The 19059-nt window shown below is 60.5% G+C and carries 16 protein-coding genes and 1 pseudogene; 11 read left to right on the top strand and 6 right to left on the bottom strand.

All coding sequences use genetic code 11. The features are described 5' to 3' along the window. Positions 1–28 precede the first annotated feature (28 nt). Positions 29–379, top strand: a complete 351-nt coding sequence (locus CUJ84_RS17700) for a hypothetical protein (protein WP_026188505.1) — start codon at positions 29–31, stop codon at positions 377–379. Positions 380–758: 379 nt separating this feature from the next. Here the strand turns inward: CUJ84_RS17700 and CUJ84_RS17695 are convergent, their stop codons facing one another. Beyond that, positions 759–1037: a GNAT family N-acetyltransferase gene (locus tag CUJ84_RS17695; RefSeq protein WP_105007167.1), complete on the bottom strand. Its 279-nt coding sequence runs from the start codon at positions 1035–1037 to the stop codon at positions 759–761. 55 nt (positions 1038–1092) lie between these two features. Between CUJ84_RS17695 and CUJ84_RS17690 the strand changes: the two genes are divergently transcribed. After that, positions 1093–1638, top strand: a complete 546-nt coding sequence (locus CUJ84_RS17690) for a paraquat-inducible protein A (protein ID WP_199788722.1) — start codon at positions 1093–1095, stop codon at positions 1636–1638. 23 nt (positions 1639–1661) lie between these two features. Here CUJ84_RS17690 and CUJ84_RS17685 read toward each other — a convergent pair whose 3' ends face one another. Beyond that, the gene (locus CUJ84_RS17685; RefSeq protein WP_007533628.1) at positions 1662–1937 is read right to left on the bottom strand and encodes a DUF1153 domain-containing protein; all 276 of its coding nucleotides are present in this window, start codon (positions 1935–1937) and stop codon (positions 1662–1664) included. 398 nt (positions 1938–2335) lie between these two features. On the opposite strand from CUJ84_RS17685, the pseudogene CUJ84_RS39380 reads away from it, so the two are divergent. Further along, a pseudogene (locus CUJ84_RS39380) lies at positions 2336–3170 on the top strand (LuxR C-terminal-related transcriptional regulator). Between the two features lie 115 nt (positions 3171–3285). Here CUJ84_RS39380 and CUJ84_RS17670 read toward each other — a convergent pair. Together CUJ84_RS17670 and cysQ are read right to left on the bottom strand one after the other, a co-directional pair. Then, positions 3286–4011 carry a sugar transferase gene (locus CUJ84_RS17670; RefSeq protein WP_027683352.1) on the bottom strand — a complete coding sequence of 242 codons (726 nt, stop codon included), beginning with the start codon at positions 4009–4011 and terminating at the stop codon, positions 3286–3288. Positions 4012–4657: 646 nt separating this feature from the next. Then, entirely contained in the window at positions 4658–5455 is a 798-nt protein-coding gene (gene cysQ, locus CUJ84_RS17665) for a 3'(2'),5'-bisphosphate nucleotidase CysQ (RefSeq protein WP_027683353.1), read from the bottom strand. A gap of 542 nt (positions 5456–5997) precedes the next feature. Between cysQ and CUJ84_RS17655 the strand changes: the two genes are divergently transcribed. The 7 genes from CUJ84_RS17655 to CUJ84_RS17625 all read left to right on the top strand — a co-directional run bounded on the left by CUJ84_RS17655 (position 5998) and on the right by CUJ84_RS17625 (position 12636). Further along, positions 5998–6900: a branched-chain amino acid ABC transporter permease gene (locus tag CUJ84_RS17655; protein ID WP_105007165.1), complete on the top strand. Its 903-nt coding sequence runs from the start codon at positions 5998–6000 to the stop codon at positions 6898–6900. Between the two features lie 4 nt (positions 6901–6904). After that, positions 6905–8296, top strand: coding sequence for a high-affinity branched-chain amino acid ABC transporter permease LivM (gene livM, locus CUJ84_RS17650; protein WP_105007164.1), 1392 nt, complete (start codon positions 6905–6907; stop codon positions 8294–8296). After that, complete coding sequence (locus tag CUJ84_RS17645; RefSeq protein WP_105007163.1) at positions 8296–9171, top strand: ABC transporter ATP-binding protein; 876 nt, start codon at positions 8296–8298, stop codon at positions 9169–9171. The genes livM and CUJ84_RS17645 overlap by 1 nt, the downstream gene beginning before the upstream one ends. Then, positions 9171–9914 (top strand): ABC transporter ATP-binding protein, encoded by a 744-nt coding sequence (locus CUJ84_RS17640; RefSeq protein ID WP_018073714.1) that lies wholly within the window; start codon positions 9171–9173, stop codon positions 9912–9914. Before CUJ84_RS17645 ends, CUJ84_RS17640 begins: the two co-directional genes overlap by 1 nt. A gap of 19 nt (positions 9915–9933) precedes the next feature. Next, the gene (locus CUJ84_RS17635) at positions 9934–10287 is read left to right on the top strand and encodes a DUF6867 family protein (RefSeq protein ID WP_003561969.1); all 354 of its coding nucleotides are present in this window, start codon (positions 9934–9936) and stop codon (positions 10285–10287) included. A 120-nt stretch (positions 10288–10407) separates the two neighbouring features. After that, positions 10408–11529, top strand: a complete 1122-nt coding sequence (locus tag CUJ84_RS17630) for a branched-chain amino acid ABC transporter substrate-binding protein (protein ID WP_105007162.1) — start codon at positions 10408–10410, stop codon at positions 11527–11529. Between the two features lie 135 nt (positions 11530–11664). Then, positions 11665–12636: a 2-hydroxyacid dehydrogenase gene (locus CUJ84_RS17625; RefSeq protein WP_105007161.1), complete on the top strand. Its 972-nt coding sequence runs from the start codon at positions 11665–11667 to the stop codon at positions 12634–12636. A gap of 21 nt (positions 12637–12657) precedes the next feature. Here CUJ84_RS17625 and CUJ84_RS17620 read toward each other — a convergent pair whose 3' ends face one another. Then, positions 12658–13575: a response regulator transcription factor gene (locus CUJ84_RS17620; protein ID WP_027683356.1), complete on the bottom strand. Its 918-nt coding sequence runs from the start codon at positions 13573–13575 to the stop codon at positions 12658–12660. Continuing rightward, on the bottom strand, positions 13568–16954 hold the full coding sequence (locus CUJ84_RS17615; protein ID WP_105007160.1) for a hybrid sensor histidine kinase/response regulator: 3387 nt from the start codon (positions 16952–16954) through the stop codon (positions 13568–13570). The genes CUJ84_RS17620 and CUJ84_RS17615 overlap by 8 nt, the downstream gene beginning before the upstream one ends. A 177-nt stretch (positions 16955–17131) precedes the next feature. Between CUJ84_RS17615 and CUJ84_RS17610 the strand changes: the two genes are divergently transcribed. Next, a complete protein-coding gene (locus tag CUJ84_RS17610; protein ID WP_105007159.1) occupies positions 17132–19036 on the top strand; it encodes an acid phosphatase in 1905 nt (634 codons plus the stop codon). The last annotated feature ends 23 nt before the right edge of the window (positions 19037–19059 follow it).

The following is a 19059-nucleotide window of genomic DNA, read 5'->3' as shown; positions in this document are numbered from 1 at the left end:
GGGGTCTCGCATCACGGGAGTAATGCGTATGAAGTCGCGAGAAAGTCTCGTTCGCCTGAAGGAATTTCAGGTGAACGAAAAACGACGTCAGTTGCAGCAATTGCAAATGATGATGTCTGAATTCGAACGGATGACGAAGGATCTGGAGAGCCAGATCGTCGTCGAGGAAAAGAAGTCCGGTATTTCCGACCCGAATCACTTTGCTTATCCGACCTTCGCCAAGGCCGCGCGTCAGCGGGCCGATAACCTGCAGGTTTCGATCAAGGAACTGAAGATGCAGGAAGAGACGCTGGAAATGGCGCTCGAGGAGATGCAGGCGGAATATGCAAGGGCGACGGCGCTGGAAGAGCGTGACAGCGGCGCCCGAGCAAGGGCGTAAGCGAAAAACGGTGGGCGCCGGTTTCGGCGCCTGGGATCGCCGCTGAGAAGCCATGTATGACGGGCGCGCTGTCCGTCATACATGGCTTTTGGTGTTGTCGCCTCTCGGCGTCAGCGCCTTCGGCGCAGCTGTCGCCGAAATCGAGCCTGTCACACCGAAGGCGATTGAAGAAGCCGCCTCCAAGGCGGGTCACATCGAGCGTGATTCACGCGACGCGAATCATGCCTTTTTTATGCGCGTGGCCCAAAACCGCAGCATGTCTTTGAGCGATGCGTATGAGAGCGCCGCGCATCCTTTCAGACGCACAAAGGACGCTCTAACTCTTTCAATCCTCGCATCGTGCTTTCCGATAATCGATTCCGATTTTCGGGCCGATGCGCTAGTTCACGACATCCTTCCATTCCGGATGGCGTTGCGCCTGCGCCTTGAAGAAGGGGCAAAGCGGGATAATCTTCCAGCCGCCGGTGCGGGCTGCTTCCACGGCGTGGAGCGCCAATGCCTGGCCCACACCCTTGCCGCGCAACGCATCGGGAACAGCCGTGTGATCGATGATGACGAGCTTCGGCGATGCGCGCGAATAGGTCATCTCCGCCTCGTGCCCTTCGACCTCGGCTGCATACCGGCCGCCGGAGGCGCCTTCGTCGTTTCGAATGTCCATGGTCTTTCCTCGTAACGGATAGTGTCGTAGCGGACCGTGACATGGCGGCGGGGTCGTGCCAAGCCGTGGAGGCAAGACAGATACGAGACGGAGTGTTCATGCACAATATCGGATTGATACGAGGTTCGAGGCAATGAAGGCGCTCTCGATGATTCGCCCGGTGCTTCTCGTGGCGGCGCCGTTCTTCCTGGCGCTCGGCCTCGTGTTACCGCTGGTCCATTTCGAGACGCTGTATTTCTTCGACGAGACGCCGTCCCTCATCGAAATCATTGTCTCGCTTTGGCAAGGCGGGGACGGGCTGCTGGCGGCGATCGTTGCACTGGTTTCGATCCTGCTCCCGTCTCTGAAGATAATCGGGATCGCCGCAGAAGCGACGGCCACCGGCGGTGGGGCCGGCAGCCTGTTCTATCGTCGTGTCGTACCGCATCTGTCCAAGTGGTCGATGATGGACGTGCTGCTGGTCGCGATCGTCATTGCGGCGGCGAAGACGACGGGGCTGGCAGATGCCTTCACGCAGCCGGGCCTCTGGTGCTACGCGGCCTCGTCAATGATTTCGGGCCTTCTTCATTCCCTGACGGGAGATGCGTCCGGCCCGAAATAGATGTCGTCGATGCTGGCGGGTGATCAGTGACGATATTGCTGAATGCGCGTGGTGCGCAGGCCGGCGAGACCGTGGCTGTTGATCGACGACTGCCAAGACAGGAATTCTTCGACCGTGAGCGTATAACGCTCGCAGGCCTCTTCCAAGCTCAACAAGCCACCGCGAACAGCCGCAACAACCTCTGCCTTCCGGCGAATCACCCAGCGCCGCGTATTGGGCGGCGGGAGATCCGCGATCGTCAGGGGGCTGCCATCGGGGCCGATGACATATTTTACTCGGGGACGTATCATTTCGGTCATTGGACTCTCTACACAACGCAAGACCACGAGCCCCACTCTAGCCTGCCACATTTAAAAATTGCCTAAACCCATCGTAAGACTTTGATAACAAATTTAGATGCCCTCGGGCCGCGAATTTGCGGCGGCCGCCTGCCGCTACGTCAATTTGTAGCGCCTGCATGGGAGCATGCGGAATAAAGATTACCGGATTTTCCGGGATGATCTTATAAGCGCTGCAACAAAAGAATGAGCGCAAGACCTCGTCTCCGTTCTTCCCGCTGTATCAGTCCATTTCGCGCTTTTGATGCTTCGTGTCCTCGGGATGCGGGGCAGAAGGTCGTCTTTGCTGATGTTCCGGCGCGAGCTTCTCGCCGCCGGCAGCGAGGCCGAGCCGAAGCTGGCCATACGAGGATACGAAGATGAAAATACGTGAGCGCGCAGTCGACGACTGCGCTGAGGATGCTGCATTTTCGCGTTCGCAGGCCGATGGCGCAGGGGTTTCGTTTAACGACGGCAAGGAACGGCACGGGAGATGGCGAAGTTTGCGGGCTTCGATTTTTATCTGCTCTCGGTTTTCCCGTGGGCGGCCGAACGGCTTTCATCGAAAACCGGCTGATCAGCAACTGGCCGCAAAGCCTTGTCGGCTTTTACGAGGCCGCCGATCTCTTCTATTGCAGCAGACTGGTGACCGCGATGAAGCGGACGATCGTGCCGATCTTCTGCAAAGAGTGGCGTTTGCGGGCAGCGCCGCCAATCAGGGAAACCGCAGACTCAACACGCTCTTTCAGATGCACGGGCTGAAGAATACCTTCGCCTTCGCGCTGCATGACGCTGACCTGAAACAATACATCTTCGCCTTCTCAGGCGACTGTCCTATGCCCACGCGGGAGCAGGCGATGGTGCGGCTGCATGGAGCTTCTGGACAAGGTTTGGCGCAATGGCAACCCGGAAGACGGTCCGTCGGAGACGCTCACCCGGCGCGAAATCGAATGCCTGCGACGCTGCCTGATTCCTTAAATCGGAATCGATTTAAGGAATCAGGCAGCAATTCAAAGTGCTACAGCGTCCTTTGCGCATCTAATAAGACGCGCGGCGCTGTAGTCGGCGGTCGGCAAGAGCAGCGACGAGATCGCGATCATCCTCGATCTCTCGTCGCATACGGTGGCAGGTTATCTGAAGAGCGCGATGCGCAAGCTCGATTCGGTCAACCGCATGCAGGCGGTCGCCAGAGCCTTCCGGTACCGGCTGCTCTAAAGCGCGTCGCATCACGCTTTAGGTCTTTGTTTCAGCATGTCGGTTTCCCAAAACCGCTGCACACCTTTCGGCGACATGCACAAGGCAGCCGGCCGTTTCTCGCAAAGCTTAACGCTTAGAAGCCTTTTCCGCGGGTCAGTTCCGACACGACGGTTCCGAAAACGATACGCATGTCCATCAAGATCGAAAAATTCCCGACGTAGTAGAGATCGCTGGCGATGCGTGCACGCGCCTTGGCCGGACGATCGGTCGGGCCGCGCAGGCCGCGCATCTGGGCAAGACCCGTCATGCCAGGACGCATCGCATGGCGCTGATGGTATTCCGGTACGAGCTCTTCGTAGAGCATACCGCCGGCGCGCATGCCGATTGCATGGCAACGCGGGCCGACGACCGACATGTGGCCCAGCAGCACGTTCAGCAGCTGCGGCAACTCATCGACATTCGTGCGACGCAGGATGGCGCCGATGCGGGTTACGCGCGGATCGTTCTTCACCGTCTGGGCAACGCCGGAGACGTCGCAGAGGTCGGTGCGCATGGAACGGAACTTGTAGACCTTGATGGCCTTGCAGTTCTTGCCCCAGCGGGTCTGCTTGAAGAGCACCGGTCCCGGGCTGTCGAGTTTGATCAGCAGGGCGACGAACAGAAGGAAAGGGGCGAGGACGAGGAGGGCGCTCAACGACGACATAATGTCGAACGCCCGCTTCAGGACCAGATCCACCAACGGCGCCTGCGGCGCATCGCTATGGATAACAGGGGTCTGGATCTTCAGGCTCGGCTGCTGGCGGCGGCTCGGCCGGAAGGATTCTGTCGAAATGCTGTTGTTTAGTTCTGTGATGCTCAAGGATCGTACTCTGTTGTCTTCGAGGGGGCGCGGCGGCAATAGGCGATCAATGGTTAACCCTGTCACCAGGGCTGCACTCAGGTCTTGGTAACCCTACTAGAACGGAAAAATGCGACAATTGTGTAATGGTGTCCAGAGAAATATCGCATCGCAACAAATCTTTCGCACTTGCGTTAAGTTGAGGCAAGCTCATGATATTTCGTTAATAATTGGAATTTTGTCAAAGTTTCTAGGCCTTTGGCAGGGGGTCACCGGGGGTTGGCGACGTGCCGTTTCGACACGTGCACCGGGTCTCTTAAGCATATTTCTTAACGGAACACGCGGCGAAATTTTTCGGATGAAGATATCGATCACTGTCGAAGCAGTGCCGAAATGTGACAAAACCAAGGCAGGATTGATGGCAGGCAGCGTCTTGAAAAGATGCAGGGTAACGAATTCGCGGCCCGAATCGCTTGATCAAGCCCGATAACGCGAATCACTTCACAGCCGGTATGGGATCGTGGACATGCTTTAAGGAGGGACGGCTTGCTCAGTTGGGGCGCATGCCGGAGGCCAGTCGCAGATTGTCGGCGACGACAGGTCTGAGCTCATGGCTACGATGCAGAGAATCGCGCCGCTTGCCGGTATTCAGCGATCCTGAGGATGGTCACGCCGGTTCAAGGACGCGTTTCCTGCCGCCCCAGGAGATGAAGTTCGGGTTGGCGAAGTCGAAATCGGCCGCCGTTCCCGTCTTGCCGTAGGTCAGCGGCGTTCCGTCCAGCGTCACTGTCGAGCCGCCGGCGGCGCGCAGCACCGCATCGCCGGCCGCGGTGTCCCATTCCATCGTGCGGGTGAAGCGCGGATAGACGTCGGCCTTGCCTTCGGCCAGCAGGCAGAATTTCAGCGAGGAGCCGATATTGGTGCATTTGAAGATCGCGTGGTCGGCGAGGAAGCTTCCGGTTTCCGGGCTGTTGTGGCGAAGGCTTGCAAGCGCCAGCCTGTCGTCGGGCTGTTCGCGCACAGTGATTGTGCTGCGTGCGCCAATCGTGAAATCATCCGTCACGACGAGCCTTTCGGCGTGGCCGCGTTCTCCCGAGAAGGCAAGTCCGAGCGCTGGCGCGTAGACGATGCCCGCCACCGGGGCGCCGTTCTCGATATAGGCGATGTTGACGGTGAATTCCTGGCGTCCGTCGACGAATTCACGGGTGCCATCGAGAGGGTCGACGAGAAAGAAGCCACGGCCGGCAATGTCAGGCACCTTGCCGGCGGCGACCGATTCTTCCGCCACGACGGGTATTTCGGGATAATCTCTGGCGAGATGAGCGAGGATGATGCGTTCGGCCTCTTCGTCGGCGACCGTGACCGGACTTGCATCCGCCTTCATGGCGACGGGGAAGCCTTCGCGCAGGACCGTGATGATGGCCTTGCCGGCTTCGAGCGCCGCCTTTTCAAATGTCCTCAGCATTGTCCTTCAGCCGTTCGCCACGCGGCGAGCACCCCGCTGTCGCTCGTCCGCAAACCATCCCTATTACAACCAGATACTTAAGCTATATGGTGTTCCCCGTCGTGCTCTGCATCCCTCAATACACAGCTTGATGATGCTACCATAAGTTTTCGGCCTTGTCAGACGAAGATGGGGCATCCCTTGTGAAATGGCATTCGTCAAAGAGGCTGCCTTGGGGTCTGAATTTGCTCCATCTTCCAATTCTGTGGAATAACTTACGCAGCAAGCCGAGCAGGAAATCGACGGCAATATCTCCGGATGGTTAACCCAGTGGCAGTTTCTGGCTAAAAATAGGCCCTGCTCTGCCGTTTTTCTGTGGATTTTGGTTCAAAACGCGCCAGTTAGGCCTGTTCTGACAAGAATCTGTCGGAGTAAATCCTTTTTGTCTTCACATTTCCAACGAAACCGCTATGCATTCGGCCTATGAGGTTCTCTGAAACGGAGAACTGAAGAACCAAAAAGAGATGCAGCATCTTTCGCTCGCATCCAGGGGAAAACGACATATGGAGTATTTCGTCCAGCAGCTCTTAAATGGGCTGACGCTTGGATCCATCTATGGCCTTGTGGCTATTGGCTATACGATGGTTTACGGCATTATCGGCATGATCAATTTCGCCCACGGCGACATCTTCATGCTCGGTGGTTTCGCCGCTCTTATCGTCTTCCTCGTCCTCACATCCATTTTCGCAGGTCTCCCGGTGGCAGTTCTGCTGCTGGCGATGCTTGTCGTCGCGATGTTGATGACGAGTTTGTGGAACTGGACGATTGAGCGCGTCGCATACCGTCCTCTGCGCGGTTCCTTCCGCCTGGCGCCGCTGATTACCGCGATCGGCATGTCGATCACGCTGTCCAACTTCATCCAGGTGACGCAGGGCCCGCGCAACAAGCCGATTCCACCAATGGTGAGCACGATCTACCAGTTCGGCAACATCTCGGTGTCGCTAAAACAGATCATCATCATCGTGATCACGGCAGTGCTGCTCACGATCTTCTGGTACATCGTCAATCGCACCGCACTCGGCCGTGCCCAGCGCGCCACAGAGCAGGATCGCAAGATGGCGGCGCTGCTCGGCGTCAACGTCGACCAGACGATCTCGATCACTTTCGTTATGGGTGCGGCACTCGCAGCCGTCGCCGGCACGATGTACCTGATGTATTATGGCGTCGCCTCGTTTAACGACGGCTTCACGCCTGGTGTGAAGGCCTTCACGGCAGCCGTTCTCGGCGGTATCGGTTCGTTACCCGGCGCCGTCTTCGGCGGCCTGCTTATCGGCCTTATCGAGTCGCTGTGGTCGGCATACTTCACCATCGCCTACAAAGACGTCGCGACCTTTGCGATCCTGGCTTTCGTGTTGATCTTCAAGCCGACCGGCATCCTCGGGCGGCCGGAAGTCGAGAAGGTATAACGTCATGGCAAACATTGAAAATTCTGCAGGCAAGCCCGATGCCGGACTTGTCCGCAAAGGCCTTACCGAAGCTCTTTTCGCCGCCGTCCTGTCGTTCGGCATGTTCGTTCTCTATGTCGGCCTCAAGACCGACCAGAACATCAGCAACGAGCTGATCATCGTCCAGCGCTGGGGCCTGCTTGCGATCTTCGTCGCGGTCGCCGCCATCGGCCGCTTCGCCACAGTGGTTTTCCTGCGGCCGCATCTCGACAGCCGCAAGCTGGCAAAGGCGAGGCAGGGCGAACTCGACATCTCAACCGAGAAAAGCTTCTTCCACCGGCATTTCCTGAAGATCGCGCTGATCGCGCTGCTGCTTTATCCCATGGTGGTGGTGGCGATCAAAGGCCCTCAGGGCTCGCTGACATATGTCGACAATTTCGGCATCCAGATCCTGATCTATGTGATGCTCGCCTGGGGGCTGAACATCGTCGTCGGCCTCGCCGGCCTGCTCGATCTCGGTTACGTCGCCTTCTATGCCGTCGGCGCTTATTCCTACGCGCTGCTTTCGAGCTATTTCGGCCTGTCCTTCTGGGTGCTGCTGCCGCTTTCGGGCATCTTCGCGGCACTCTGGGGCGTCATTCTCGGCTTCCCGGTGCTGCGCCTGCGCGGCGATTACCTCGCCATCGTGACGCTTGCCTTCGGTGAAATCATTCGTCTCGTCCTCATCAACTGGACTGACGTGACGAGGGGTACCTTCGGTATCTCGAGCATCCCGAAGGCAACACTCTTCGGCATTCCCTTCGATGCGACGGCCGGCGGTTTTGCCAAGCTCTTTCACCTGCCGCCCTCCTCGGCCTACTACAAGATCTTCCTCTTTTACCTGATCCTGGCGCTCTGCATGCTGACGGCCTATGTCACCATCCGGCTGCGCCGCATGCCGATCGGACGCGCCTGGGAAGCCTTGCGCGAAGACGAGATCGCCTGCCGTTCGCTCGGCATCAACACGGTGACGACCAAACTCACCGCCTTTGCGACGGGCGCGATGTTTGCCGGTTTCGCCGGCTCGTTCTTCGCCGCCCGCCAGGGCTTCGTTTCGCCGGAATCCTTCGTCTTCCTGGAATCGGCCGTCATTCTCGCTATCGTCGTTCTCGGCGGCATGGGCTCGTTGACCGGCATCGCGATCGCTGCCATCGTCATGGTCGGCGGCACCGAGTTGTTGCGCAGCATGGACTTCCTAAAACTCATCTTCGGACCCGATTTTACGCCGGAACTCTACCGCATGTTGATCTTTGGCCTCGCCATGGTCGTCGTCATGTTGTTCAAGCCGCGCGGCTTCGTCGGCTCGCGTGAGCCGACAGCCTTCCTCCGAGAGCGCAAGGCGATATCCGGAAGCTTCATCAAGGAGGGCCATGGTTGATGAGCCCCGTAACGAATACGATGTCTGACGACACTCTTCTCAAGGTCGAACACCTGTCGATGAAGTTCGGCGGCCTGATGGCCATCAACGACTTCTCCTTCGAAGCCAAGCGCGGCGATATCACCGCGCTGATCGGGCCGAACGGCGCCGGCAAGACCACCGTCTTCAACTGCATCACCGGCTTCTACAAGCCGACGATGGGCATGATCACGTTCAACCAGAAGAGCGGCAAGCAATATCTGCTGGAGCGCCTGCCGGACTTTCGCATCACCAGGGAAGCCAAGGTCGCGCGTACCTTCCAGAACATCCGGCTGTTCTCCGGCCTGACCGTTCTCGAAAACCTGTTGGTTGCCCAGCACAACAAGCTGATGAAGGCGTCGGGTTATACGATCCTCGGCCTTATCGGTGTCGGCCCGTATAGGCGGGAAGCGGCCGGGGCGATCGAGCTTGCGCGTTTCTGGCTTGAGAAGGCCGATCTGATCGACCGCGCCGACGATCCCGCCGGCGATTTGCCCTATGGCGCCCAGCGGCGTCTCGAAATTGCCCGCGCCATGTGTACCGGCCCGGAGCTGCTCTGTCTGGATGAACCCGCTGCCGGCCTCAATCCACGCGAATCTGCAACGCTCAACGCGCTGCTGAAGAGCATTCGTGCCGAAACAGGAACGTCGATTCTGCTGATCGAGCACGACATGTCGGTGGTCATGGAAATCTCCGACCACGTCGTCGTCCTCGAATATGGTCAGAAGATCTCCGACGGCACGCCGGATCATGTGAAGAACGATCCGAGGGTCATCGCGGCCTATCTCGGTGTCGAGGATGAAGAAGTGGAAGAGGTGATCGCAGCCGTCGAGCAGCTCGAAGGAGGCGCAAACTGATGGGCGATGAAGTAATGACGGGTCAACCGCTCCTTCAGGTGAATGGCGTCGAAACCTATTACGGCAATATCCGGGCGCTGGCCGGCGTCGATGTCCACGTCAACAAGGGCGAGATCGTCAGCCTGATAGGCGCCAATGGCGCCGGCAAGTCGACACTGATGATGACGATCTGCGGCAGCCCGCAGGCCCGCACCGGTTCGGTGGTCTTCGAGGGCCGCGACATCACCCGCATGCCGACGCATGAAATCGCCCGTCTACGCATTGCACAGTCGCCAGAAGGCCGCCGCATCTTCCCGCGCATGACGGTTCTGGAAAATCTTCAGATGGGCGCAGGCCTCGACAATCTGAAACATTTCGCCGAAGACGTCGAGAAGATCTTCACGCTCTTCCCGCGTCTCAAGGAACGTCACGCCCAGCGGGGCGGAACACTTTCGGGCGGTGAGCAGCAGATGCTGTCGATCGGCCGCGCGCTGATGGCGCGCCCGAAGTTGCTGCTGCTCGACGAACCCTCGCTTGGTCTTGCGCCGCTGATCGTCAAGGGCATCTTCGAGGCGATCAAGAAGCTCAACGAGGCGGAGGGGCTGACCGTTTTCCTCGTCGAGCAGAACGCGTTCGCTGCCCTCAGGCTTTCTCACCGCGCCTACGTGATGGTGAACGGCAAGGTGACGATGAGCGGCTCCGGCAAGGAGCTTCTTGCCAATCCCGAGGTCCGCGCCGCCTATCTCGAAGGCGGAAGACACTAGGTCGAAAGGAGAGTTTGACATGCAGGGACTTTTCTTCGAAGCGGATGCCGGCCCCCTTGTGGCGATCCGTGTCATCGTCTTGCTCTTAGGCTTCTGGACGGCCTGGCGCGCCGGCAAAGCGGTTGCCGAAGGCTGGGCCGACTATCCGTTGGTCATCGTCTATACATTCCTGCTCGCCTGGGCGATGCAGTTCCTGCATCATGCCCTGTTCAATGGCCCGATGCTCAACGCCTTCTACTATATCCTCGACTTCGTGACGCTGCTGGTGTTCTCGACGGCCGGCTTCCGCTACCGCCGCACCAATCAGATGGTTAACAACTATTACTGGCTGTACGAAAAGACTTCCGCGTTTTCGTGGAAGGACAAACATTGACAGTCCGTTGAAACTAGGCATGAATTGCCTTCCGAGTGGAACAGCTTTCCTGGCGCAGTCAATGGTGGGTAGTGCGCTGGGCCTTGGACCGGAACCCGCCCAAAAATTGGGAGTAATAATATGAAGAAGTCTCTTCTGTCGGCAGTGGCTCTGACGGCGATGGTCGCCTTCAGCGGCAACGCTTGGGCCGACGTCCTCATCGCTGTCGCTGGTCCGCTGACTGGCCCGAACGCCGCGTTCGGCGCTCAGCTCCAGAAGGGTGCTGAACAGGCAGCCGCCGACATCAACGCGGCTGGCGGCATCAACGGCGAGCAGATCAAGATCGAACTCGGCGACGACGTCTCCGACCCGAAGCAGGGCATTTCGGTCGCCAACAAGTTCGCTGCTGACGGCGTCAAGTTCGTCATCGGCCACTTCAACTCGGGCGTTTCGATCCCGGCTTCGGAAGTCTATGCCGAAAACGGCATCCTCGAAATCACCCCGGCCGCCACGAACCCGACCTTCACGGAACGGGGCCTCTGGAACACGTTCCGCACCTGCGGCCGTGACGACCAGCAGGGTGCCATCGCCGGCAAGTATCTTGCTGACCACTTCAAGGACGCCAAGATCGCCGTCGTTCACGACAAGACCCCCTACGGTCAGGGCCTTGCCGACGAAACCAAGAAGTCTATGAACGCCGCCGGCGTGACGGAAGTCATTTATGAAGGCATCAATGTCGGCGACAAGGACTTCTCGGCCCTCATCGCCAAGATGAAGGAAGCCGGCGTCTCGATCATCTATTGGGGTGGTCTGCACACCGAAGCCGGTCTCATCATCCGCCAGGCGGCTGACCAGGGCCTGAAGGCGACGCTGGTTTCGGGCGACGGTATCGTTTCGAACGAACTGGCCTCGATCGCTGGCGACGCCGTCGCCGGTACGCTGAACACCTTCGGCCCCGATCCGACGGCGAACCCTGCGAACAAGGAACTCGTCGAAAAGTTCAAGGCCGCTGGTTTCAATCCGGAAGCCTACACGCTCTATTCCTACGCTGCGATGCAGACGATCGCTGGAGCCGCCAAGGCTGCCGGTTCGCTGGATCCTGAGGCCGTTGCCAAGGCCATGAAGGAAAAGGGTCCGTTCCCGACCGTTCTCGGCGACATTTCGTTTGACGAAAAGGGCGACCCGAAGATTCCTGGCTACATCATGTACGAATGGAAGAAGGGTCCGGACGGCAAGTACAGCTACTTCCCGCAGGGCATGTAAGCCTCGCTCCCCTTTATGGGACATGATTATCGAAGCCCGGTTCCGACCGGGCTTCTTTCTTTTTGCGGACGTTTCAATTTTCGCCTGGCTGGTCTAACTCTTGGCATCGTTTTGAAGCGTTGAGCGGAACCGTCCATGTCCAAACCCCGCATTCTTGTCACCCGGCGCTGGCCAGCCACGGTGGAAGCCGTCCTTGCCGAACGTTTCGACGTGACGTTCAATCGTGACGATATTCCGCTCGGCAAAGACGAGCTGCGGCTGGCGCTCTCGACCTATGATGCCGTATTGCCGACGGTTTCCGACCGGTTGCCCGCCGCCGTCTTCGACGGCGTGCCTGTTGTTACCAAGTTCCTCGGCAATTTCGGCGTCGGCTACAATCACATCGATATAACAGCTGCCAAGAACAGAGGCATTGCGGTCACGAACACGCCCGGCGTGTTGACCGACTGCACGGCCGATATCGCCATGTTGTTGCTGCTCTCCGTTGCCCGGCGCGGTGGCGAGGGCGAGCGGCAGCTACGCGCTGGCGAATGGAAGGGCTGGTGCCCGACGCATTTGGTCGGCACCAAGGTGAGCGGGAAGACGGTCGGTATTATCGGTTTCGGCCGAATCGGCAAGGCCTTTGCGCAACGCTGCCATTTCGGCTTCGGCATGGATGTGGTGTTCTTCAACCGTTCACCGACCGATCCGGCGGAGGCGGCGCGTTACGGCGCGCGGCAGCTGCCGACGATCGAGGCCGTGCTGGCGGTGGCCGATTTCGTCTCGCTGCATTGCCCTGGTGGAGCAGAGAACCGACACCTGATGAATGCGGCACGGCTTGCAGCGATGAAGCCGGACGCCTTTCTCATCAATACGGCGCGTGGCGACGTGGTGGATGAGGCGGCGCTGATTGCAGCACTCAAGGCGGGCACGATCCGCGGCGCCGGGCTTGACGTCTACGAGGCGGAACCTGATGTGCCGGAGGCGCTGCGGCGTATGGAGAACGTCATGGTGCTGCCGCATCTCGGCAGCGCCACGGAAGAGACGCGGACCGCCATGGGCATAAAGGTGGTCGACAACGTGACGGCGTTTTTCGAGGGCAGGGATGTGCCGGATCGGGTGGTTTAGCGACCAGCCGCCAACGCCATGTTACATCTCGTGCAGCACATGCGTGGCCTTCACGGCAGCCGATGCGCGGTTCTCGACGCCGAGCTTCACATAAATCTGTTCCAGGTGCTTGTTCACCGTCCGCGCCGACAGTCCCAATATTTCGCCGATGTCGCGGTTGGCCTTGCCCTTGGCAATCCAGAGCAGCACTTCGGATTCGCGCTGGGTGAGCGAAAAGCGCTGGCGCAGCACCGCGTCGTCGCTGCGCTGATTGGCGGCAGTGAGGCGGAAGAGATATTCGTCAGGGCCGATTGCGCCGAGGAAGGCGAGCTGCAGCGCTGCTTGGCCGGCATGGGCAACGGAGATGATGCCGTCGCGCACCGCGGCGACGCGGTCGCGCATCCAGCCGGCGATATGGTGGACGACGATTTCCATGCCGTCGTCGCTGCCCATGGCGGCATTGACCAGCCGTGTGGCTTGCGGTGTTGACCAGTGGATGGCGCCGTCGCCCTTGACCGCCAGCAGATGGCGGCCGGCCGCGTCCAGCGCGATGCGGGCGCTTTGGGCCGAGCGAGCGTTGCGCAGATGGACACGGATGCGGGCGCGCAGTTCATCGATGTTGATTGGCTTGCTGAGATAATCGACGCCGCCGGATTCCAGCGCGTGCACGACATGCTCGGTCTCGGTCAGGCCGGTCATGAAGATGACAGGCACCTGCGCCACCGCGGCATTCGCCTTCAGCCGGCGGCAGGTCTCGAAGCCGTCCATGGCGGGCATCACCGCGTCCAGCAGGATGATATCGGGCGTGATGCGCTCGACGATACCAAGTGCGGCCGTGCCCGACGTGGCGATCAGCACCGAGAAGCCGGATTGTTCGAGTGCGTCGGTCAAGAAGCCGAGCGCTTCGGCCGAGTCGTCGACGAGCAGAACGATGTCACGGGGGAGGGCCGGCTCAGCCAATGGATTCCACCTTTTCGTCGAAGTCGTGCAGGAAGGTCATGAAGCCGGCGAGATCGAAGGCGGCGACATAGGCGCGAAGTTCCTCTGTGAATGGCTGATTTGCCTCCACCTTGGCAAGGTCGGAAAGCTTGGCTTCGATACCTCTGATATAGCCGATCTCGCCGAGCCGCAGCAATTCCTGCACATGGGCAGCACCTGGGCTCAGCATCGGCGCTTCGATCTTAACAGGAACGGCGGGCGCGGCATCGGCAAAGATCCATGTCAGGCCGAGATGCAGGGCGAGCTTGTCGCGCAGCTGGCGGATGTCGACCGGCTTGCCGATCGCATCGTTGTGGCTGTCGTCACTGTCGCTGAGAACCGCCGCATCACCGATATTGGCGGAAAGCATCAGCACTGGCGCCGTCTGACCGGCCTCGCGCAGACGCGAGACGAGCTGCCAGCCGTTCATGCCGGGCATCAGGATATCGACAAGGAAGAGGTCCGGTATGATGCCCTCGATCAGCGTCAGGCATTCGCCGCCGCCTGCCGCCGTCAGCACAATGAAATCCAGCGGCGCCAGGATTTCGCGCATCATCTCGCGGTGGTCCTCGTTATCGTCGACGACCACGACCGTGCGGCGCGGGCCGTCGTAACCGACGATGCGCTTTTCCTGCGGCGCTGCGGCCACCGCGCGCATGACGGCGGACAACATCAGCCGGACCCGGAAGGTCGAGCCTTCATCTTTCACGCTCGAAACCGAGATCTCACCGCCGAGCGTGTTGGTCAGAAGCCGGGTGATGGTGAGGCCGAGGCCAAGGCCCGGCATTGGCCGCACGCTTTCAGCCTCGCCGCGCTGGAAGGGTTCGTAGATGCGGGGCAGGTCTTTTTCCGTGATGCCTCGGCCGGTATCGGCGACGGTGAAGGTCGCAACCTGGCTGCGATAGCCGACATCGAAAGTGACGCTGCCTTCGTCGGTGAACTTGATGGCATTGGAGAGCAGGTTGACCAGGATCTGGCGCAGGCGCTTTTCGTCGGTGCGGACGAATTGCGGCAAGGCCGGCGACCGCTCGTGGATGAAGGCGAGCCCCTTTGCCTGCGCCTGCGGGCGGAACATATCAACGATCTGGTCGAGGAAATCCTGAATGTTGATCTCGTTGGAATAGACCTGCAGGCGGCCGGCCTCGATCTTGGAAATATCGAGCAGGCCGTCGATCAGCCCGGAGAGGTGTTCGGCGCTGCGGCGGATGACCTTGATCGAGGATTGGCGCGGCGCCGGAATGGTCTCGTCGCGTTCCAGGATCTGGGCGTAGCCGAGCACCGCGTTCAGCGGCGTGCGTAATTCATGGCTGAGCCCGACGACATAGCGGCTCTTGGCGCGGTTGGCGGCCTCGGCCGTCTCCTTGGCGTTCTGCAAGGCGGCGTCGGTTTTCTTGTGGGCGGCGATTTCCTTGAGCAGCAGCGTGTTCTGACGCGAGGATTCCTCCTCGGCAACGACGCGGCTGTCATGGGCGAGCACATAGAACCAGCAGACGACGCCCGAGATTACCGAGAAGACGAAGAAGACGATGAGGATGGTGCGGTTGACGACCTCACCCGTCGCGGGTGAGGCGGAGGCGACCTGATGGGCGATCATCGCCAGGATCGCGCCGATGGCGGTCAATGCGAGCACGACGGCGATGCCGTAGCGGCCAAGGCGCGTCGTCAGCTTCCCCAGAATGGCTTCCGGCAGCAGCGCCTTGGCGACGGTGCCGACCTGTGCGTTGAAACGGGCAGCTGGCTTGCACATGTCGTGGCAGCGGCTGTCGAGCGAGCAGCAGAGCGAGCAGATCGGCGCGGCATAGGCCGGGCACCAGGCCATGTCCTCCGGCTCGAACGGGTGTTCGCAGACCGAGCAGGTAATGCTCGTCAGGTTCTTCCAGCTCTGGCGCGGCTTGCGGGCGAGGTAGAATTTGCCCTTCGTCGCCCAGGCGATAACAGGCGAGGCGATCAACGCGATGACGAGGGTGATGTAGGGGGCGAGCGAGGCGGCGATCTCGCCGAAGGCACCGAAATGGGCAGTCAGCGACACCGTCGCCGACAGCGTCATGGCGCCGAGGCCGACCGGGTTGATGTCGTAAAGATGGGCGCGCTTGAACTCGATGCCGGGGGGAGCCAACCCCAGCGGCTTGTTGATGAAAAGATCGGCGGAGATGGTGCACAGCCAGGCCATGGCGATGATCGAGAAGATGCCGAGCGTTTCCTCCAGCAGCCGGTAGATGCCGAGTTCCATCAGAAGCAGGGCGATTGCGACGTTGAAGACCAGCCAGATGACGCGGCCGGGATGGCTGTGGGTCAGCCGCGAGAAGAAGTTCGACCAGGCGAGCGAGCCGGCATAGGCGTTCATCACGTTGATCTTCAGCTGCGAGACGACGACGAAAGCGGCCATCAATAGCAGCGCCGCATTGTGCCAGGGGACCATGTAGCCGAAGGCGGTCAGATACATCTGCGCCGGGTCGGCAGCGCGATCGAGGGGGACGCCCGAGGTGAAGGTCAGCACGACCAGGAAGGAACCGGCAAGCAGCTTCGGGGCGCCGATGATGACCCAGCCCGGCCCGGCGAGAAAGATCGCCAGGCGATGGCGCCATTTGCGCTGCGGGTCCGGCGGCAGGAAGCGCAGGAAGTCGGCCTGTTCGCCGATCTGCGACATCAGCGCCAGGATGACGGCAGAAGCAGCGCCGAACTCCACCAGATCGAATTCGGCGACGGTGCCGGGCGGGCCGGAGGCATGGCGGATGCCGGCAAAGGCGCGCCAGAGATCGAATTTTTCCCAGTCCAGCAAGGCGATGAAGATGAACGGCAGGATATTCAGCACGATCCAGAAGGGCTGGGTCATCAGCTGGAACTTGCTGATCAGCCGCACGCCGTGCGTCACCAGCGGGATCACCATGACGGCGCTGATGATGTAGCCGATCCAGAGCGGGATGCCGAGGGTGAGCTCCAGCGCCCCGGACATGATCGAAGCCTCGATCGCAAACAGCATGAAGGTGAAACTTGCATAGATCAGCGAGGTGATGGTCGAGCCGATATAGCCGAAGCCCGCGCCGCGCGTCAGAAGATCGATGTCGACGCCGTGGCGGATGGCGTAGCGGCTGATCGGCAGGCCGATCGCCAGCATGGCGATCGAGGCGACGATGATGGCGTAAAAGGCGTTGGTGGTGCCGTAGGAGAGGGTGATCGCGCCGCCGATCGCCTCCAGCGCCAGGAAGGAGATCGCGCCGATCGCCGTCTGCGAGATGCGCTGCGAGGAAAAATGCCGGGCGCTCTTGGCGGTGAAGCGCAGCGCATAATCTTCCAGCGTCTGGTTGGCGACCCAGCGATTGTATTCGCGTCTCACCGGAATGATGCGTTGGCGCGCTGTCATGCCCTCTTTCCGGCAATCTGGTTGGGCTCATCGTCTTCCAGCCAGTTTTGGCGGGATGGATGGGAAAGGCAAGAGGCGGACACCGACTGGTTCACAGAATGGCAATATTTTTGCAATTGATCTGTCACGTAAGAACTCTAACTCTCCCGGCGTTCGTTCAACCATTTCGGGTACCACATGTCCACTTTAAGCCTTTGCCGCCTGAGCACCGCCCTCGTCTGCCTGCTTTCCATCGTGCCATCGCTTGCCAGCGCCGAGCAGGCCACGGCGGCAAAAGCTCCCTATGCGCAGGCCGGAAACACCAACAAGCGCGGTGACGCCTGCTTCTCGACGGTCGACACCAATGCTGCCGTTCACCTTCTCTCCGGATTCCTCGAAATCTGGACCCCGCGCACGCCTTTCGTCGATGCGGGTGTCGAAGCCCCGGCCAAGGACAATTGCCCGGCTGTCGCCAAGACGGATTGGGACGGCATTCCCACCAGCAAGACCGATGGCCACATTGTCAGCCAGGCCGTCCATGACGCCAACATTGCCTATGTCGTCAATGCGACGCGGGCGCGGACGGCCGACCAGGCGGTGGCTGCCTATCTCGACGATCGGCGCGGCAAGAATGCCAGCATTGTCGATGGTCTCGGTCCGCTGACGGATGCCTGGAAGGCCGGTTCGAAGCAGACCACCACGATCACCGCCGTGGCGGCCGACGCAACGACGGTCAAATATGACGAAAAGGGCAACAATCGCGGCGCCGGCAGCAAGCCGGACACGGAAAACAAGACCGATGCCAACCCCGACATGGGCCTTGCAATCGACTTCATCAACGCCGCAAGCGGTGACGGCTCGACGGAGCCTGCAAAACGCTATTTCAAATATGGCCGTCCCTACCGCTGGAGCCAGGACGTGTCGGTGGTGCCGACGCTGGAGCCCGCCAAGAGCGGCAAGCCGGTCGAGGACGGCGGTTTCCCGAGCGGGCATACGGCGGAAGCCTGGCGGGATGCGCTCGCCATGGCCTATCTCGTGCCGCAGCGCTTTCAGGAAATGATCACGCGCGCCAGCGAGCTGGGTGAAGACCGCATCCTTGCCGGCATGCATTCTCCTCTTGACGTGATGGGCGGCCGGATGCTCGGCACGGCTACGGTCGTCTACAATCTGAACAAGGCCGACAATGCGGCGCTGAAGAGCGATGCTTACAGCCAAGCGCAGACATGGCTCGTCGCCAAATCAGGCGTTGCGGATGCGGGTACGCTCGAGGTTGCGGCCCATGCAGCACCGCTGGCTACAGATCGTTTCGCCGATCATGACGCCAATCGCGCCTACGTGCTGCAGCGCCTGAGCTACGGCCTGCCGACGATCCATGCGACCGATCAGCCGGCTCGCGTGCCGCAGGGCGCCGAAGCGCTTCTCGAAACGCGTCTGCCCTATCTGGACGGCGAGCAGCGCCGCGACGTGCTGAAGACGACGGAGATCGCCTCCGGCTACCCGCTCCTCGACGACGCGGAAGGTTACGGCCGTCTCAACCTGTTTGCCGCCGCCGACGGTTACGCTGCGTTCGAACAGGACGTGACCGTGACGATGGACGCGGCAAAGGGCGGGTTCAATTCGATCGATACCTGGCGGAACGACATTACCGGCAAGGGCAGGCTGGTGAAGCGCGGCAACGGCATCCTCGGGCTTTCGGGCGCAAACAGCTATTCCGGCGGCACCGTGCTGGAAGAGGGCGCGCTGGTGGCCTTGTCGCCGTCGGCCTTCGGTCGTGGCGGGCTGACGGTCAATGGCGGCTCGCTCGTTCTGGCGGCGGACAAGCCTTTGACGGTGAGCGGTGATTATCTGCAGCTCGCCAATGCCACGACGAAGCCGGCGCTCGGCGAAAACGGTGCGGGCACACTGGTCGTCGAAGGCAAGGTAGTGCTGGCCGGCGATCTCGACGTGACGATTGCCGATGGCTATGCCCCAACGCCCGGAACGAAGATCGAAATCCTGAAGGCGAGTGCCGTGACCGGCACCTTCGGCAAGTTCACTGTCTCCGGCCACAAGGCGACCCTCTCCTACGGCCCGACATCAGTTACCTTGACGATCGACGGATAAATTCCGGTATCGAGATAGGGCAT

Origin of the sequence: Rhizobium leguminosarum (genome assembly GCF_002953715.1) — a bacterium.
Lineage (GTDB): Bacteria > Pseudomonadota > Alphaproteobacteria > Rhizobiales > Rhizobiaceae > Rhizobium > Rhizobium leguminosarum_V.
Note: the sequence above shows the minus strand (reverse complement) of the source record. Positions and strands in the feature narration are given on the sequence as shown.

Bases quoted from the DNA above. Each gene is read 5' to 3' on its own strand.
- CUJ84_RS17700 (WP_026188505.1), top strand. From the start codon at position 29: ATGAAGTCGCGAGAAAGTCTCGTTCGCCTGAAGGAATTTCAGGTGAAC.
- CUJ84_RS17695 (WP_105007167.1), bottom strand. From the start codon at position 1,037: ATGGACATTCGAAACGACGAAGGCGCCTCCGGCGGCCGGTATGCAGCC.
- CUJ84_RS17685 (WP_007533628.1), bottom strand. From the start codon at position 1,937: ATGACCGAAATGATACGTCCCCGAGTAAAATATGTCATCGGCCCCGAT.
- cysQ (WP_027683353.1), bottom strand. From the start codon at position 5,455: ATGCTGAGGACATTTGAAAAGGCGGCGCTCGAAGCCGGCAAGGCCATC.
- CUJ84_RS17655 (WP_105007165.1), top strand. From the start codon at position 5,998: ATGGAGTATTTCGTCCAGCAGCTCTTAAATGGGCTGACGCTTGGATCC.
- livM (WP_105007164.1), top strand. From the start codon at position 6,905: ATGGCAAACATTGAAAATTCTGCAGGCAAGCCCGATGCCGGACTTGTC.
- CUJ84_RS17645 (WP_105007163.1), top strand. From the start codon at position 8,296: ATGAGCCCCGTAACGAATACGATGTCTGACGACACTCTTCTCAAGGTC.
- CUJ84_RS17640 (WP_018073714.1), top strand. From the start codon at position 9,171: ATGGGCGATGAAGTAATGACGGGTCAACCGCTCCTTCAGGTGAATGGC.
- CUJ84_RS17635 (WP_003561969.1), top strand. From the start codon at position 9,934: ATGCAGGGACTTTTCTTCGAAGCGGATGCCGGCCCCCTTGTGGCGATC.
- CUJ84_RS17630 (WP_105007162.1), top strand. From the start codon at position 10,408: ATGAAGAAGTCTCTTCTGTCGGCAGTGGCTCTGACGGCGATGGTCGCC.
- CUJ84_RS17625 (WP_105007161.1), top strand. From the start codon at position 11,665: ATGTCCAAACCCCGCATTCTTGTCACCCGGCGCTGGCCAGCCACGGTG.
- CUJ84_RS17615 (WP_105007160.1), bottom strand. From the start codon at position 16,954: ATGACAGCGCGCCAACGCATCATTCCGGTGAGACGCGAATACAATCGC.
- CUJ84_RS17610 (WP_105007159.1), top strand. From the start codon at position 17,132: ATGTCCACTTTAAGCCTTTGCCGCCTGAGCACCGCCCTCGTCTGCCTG.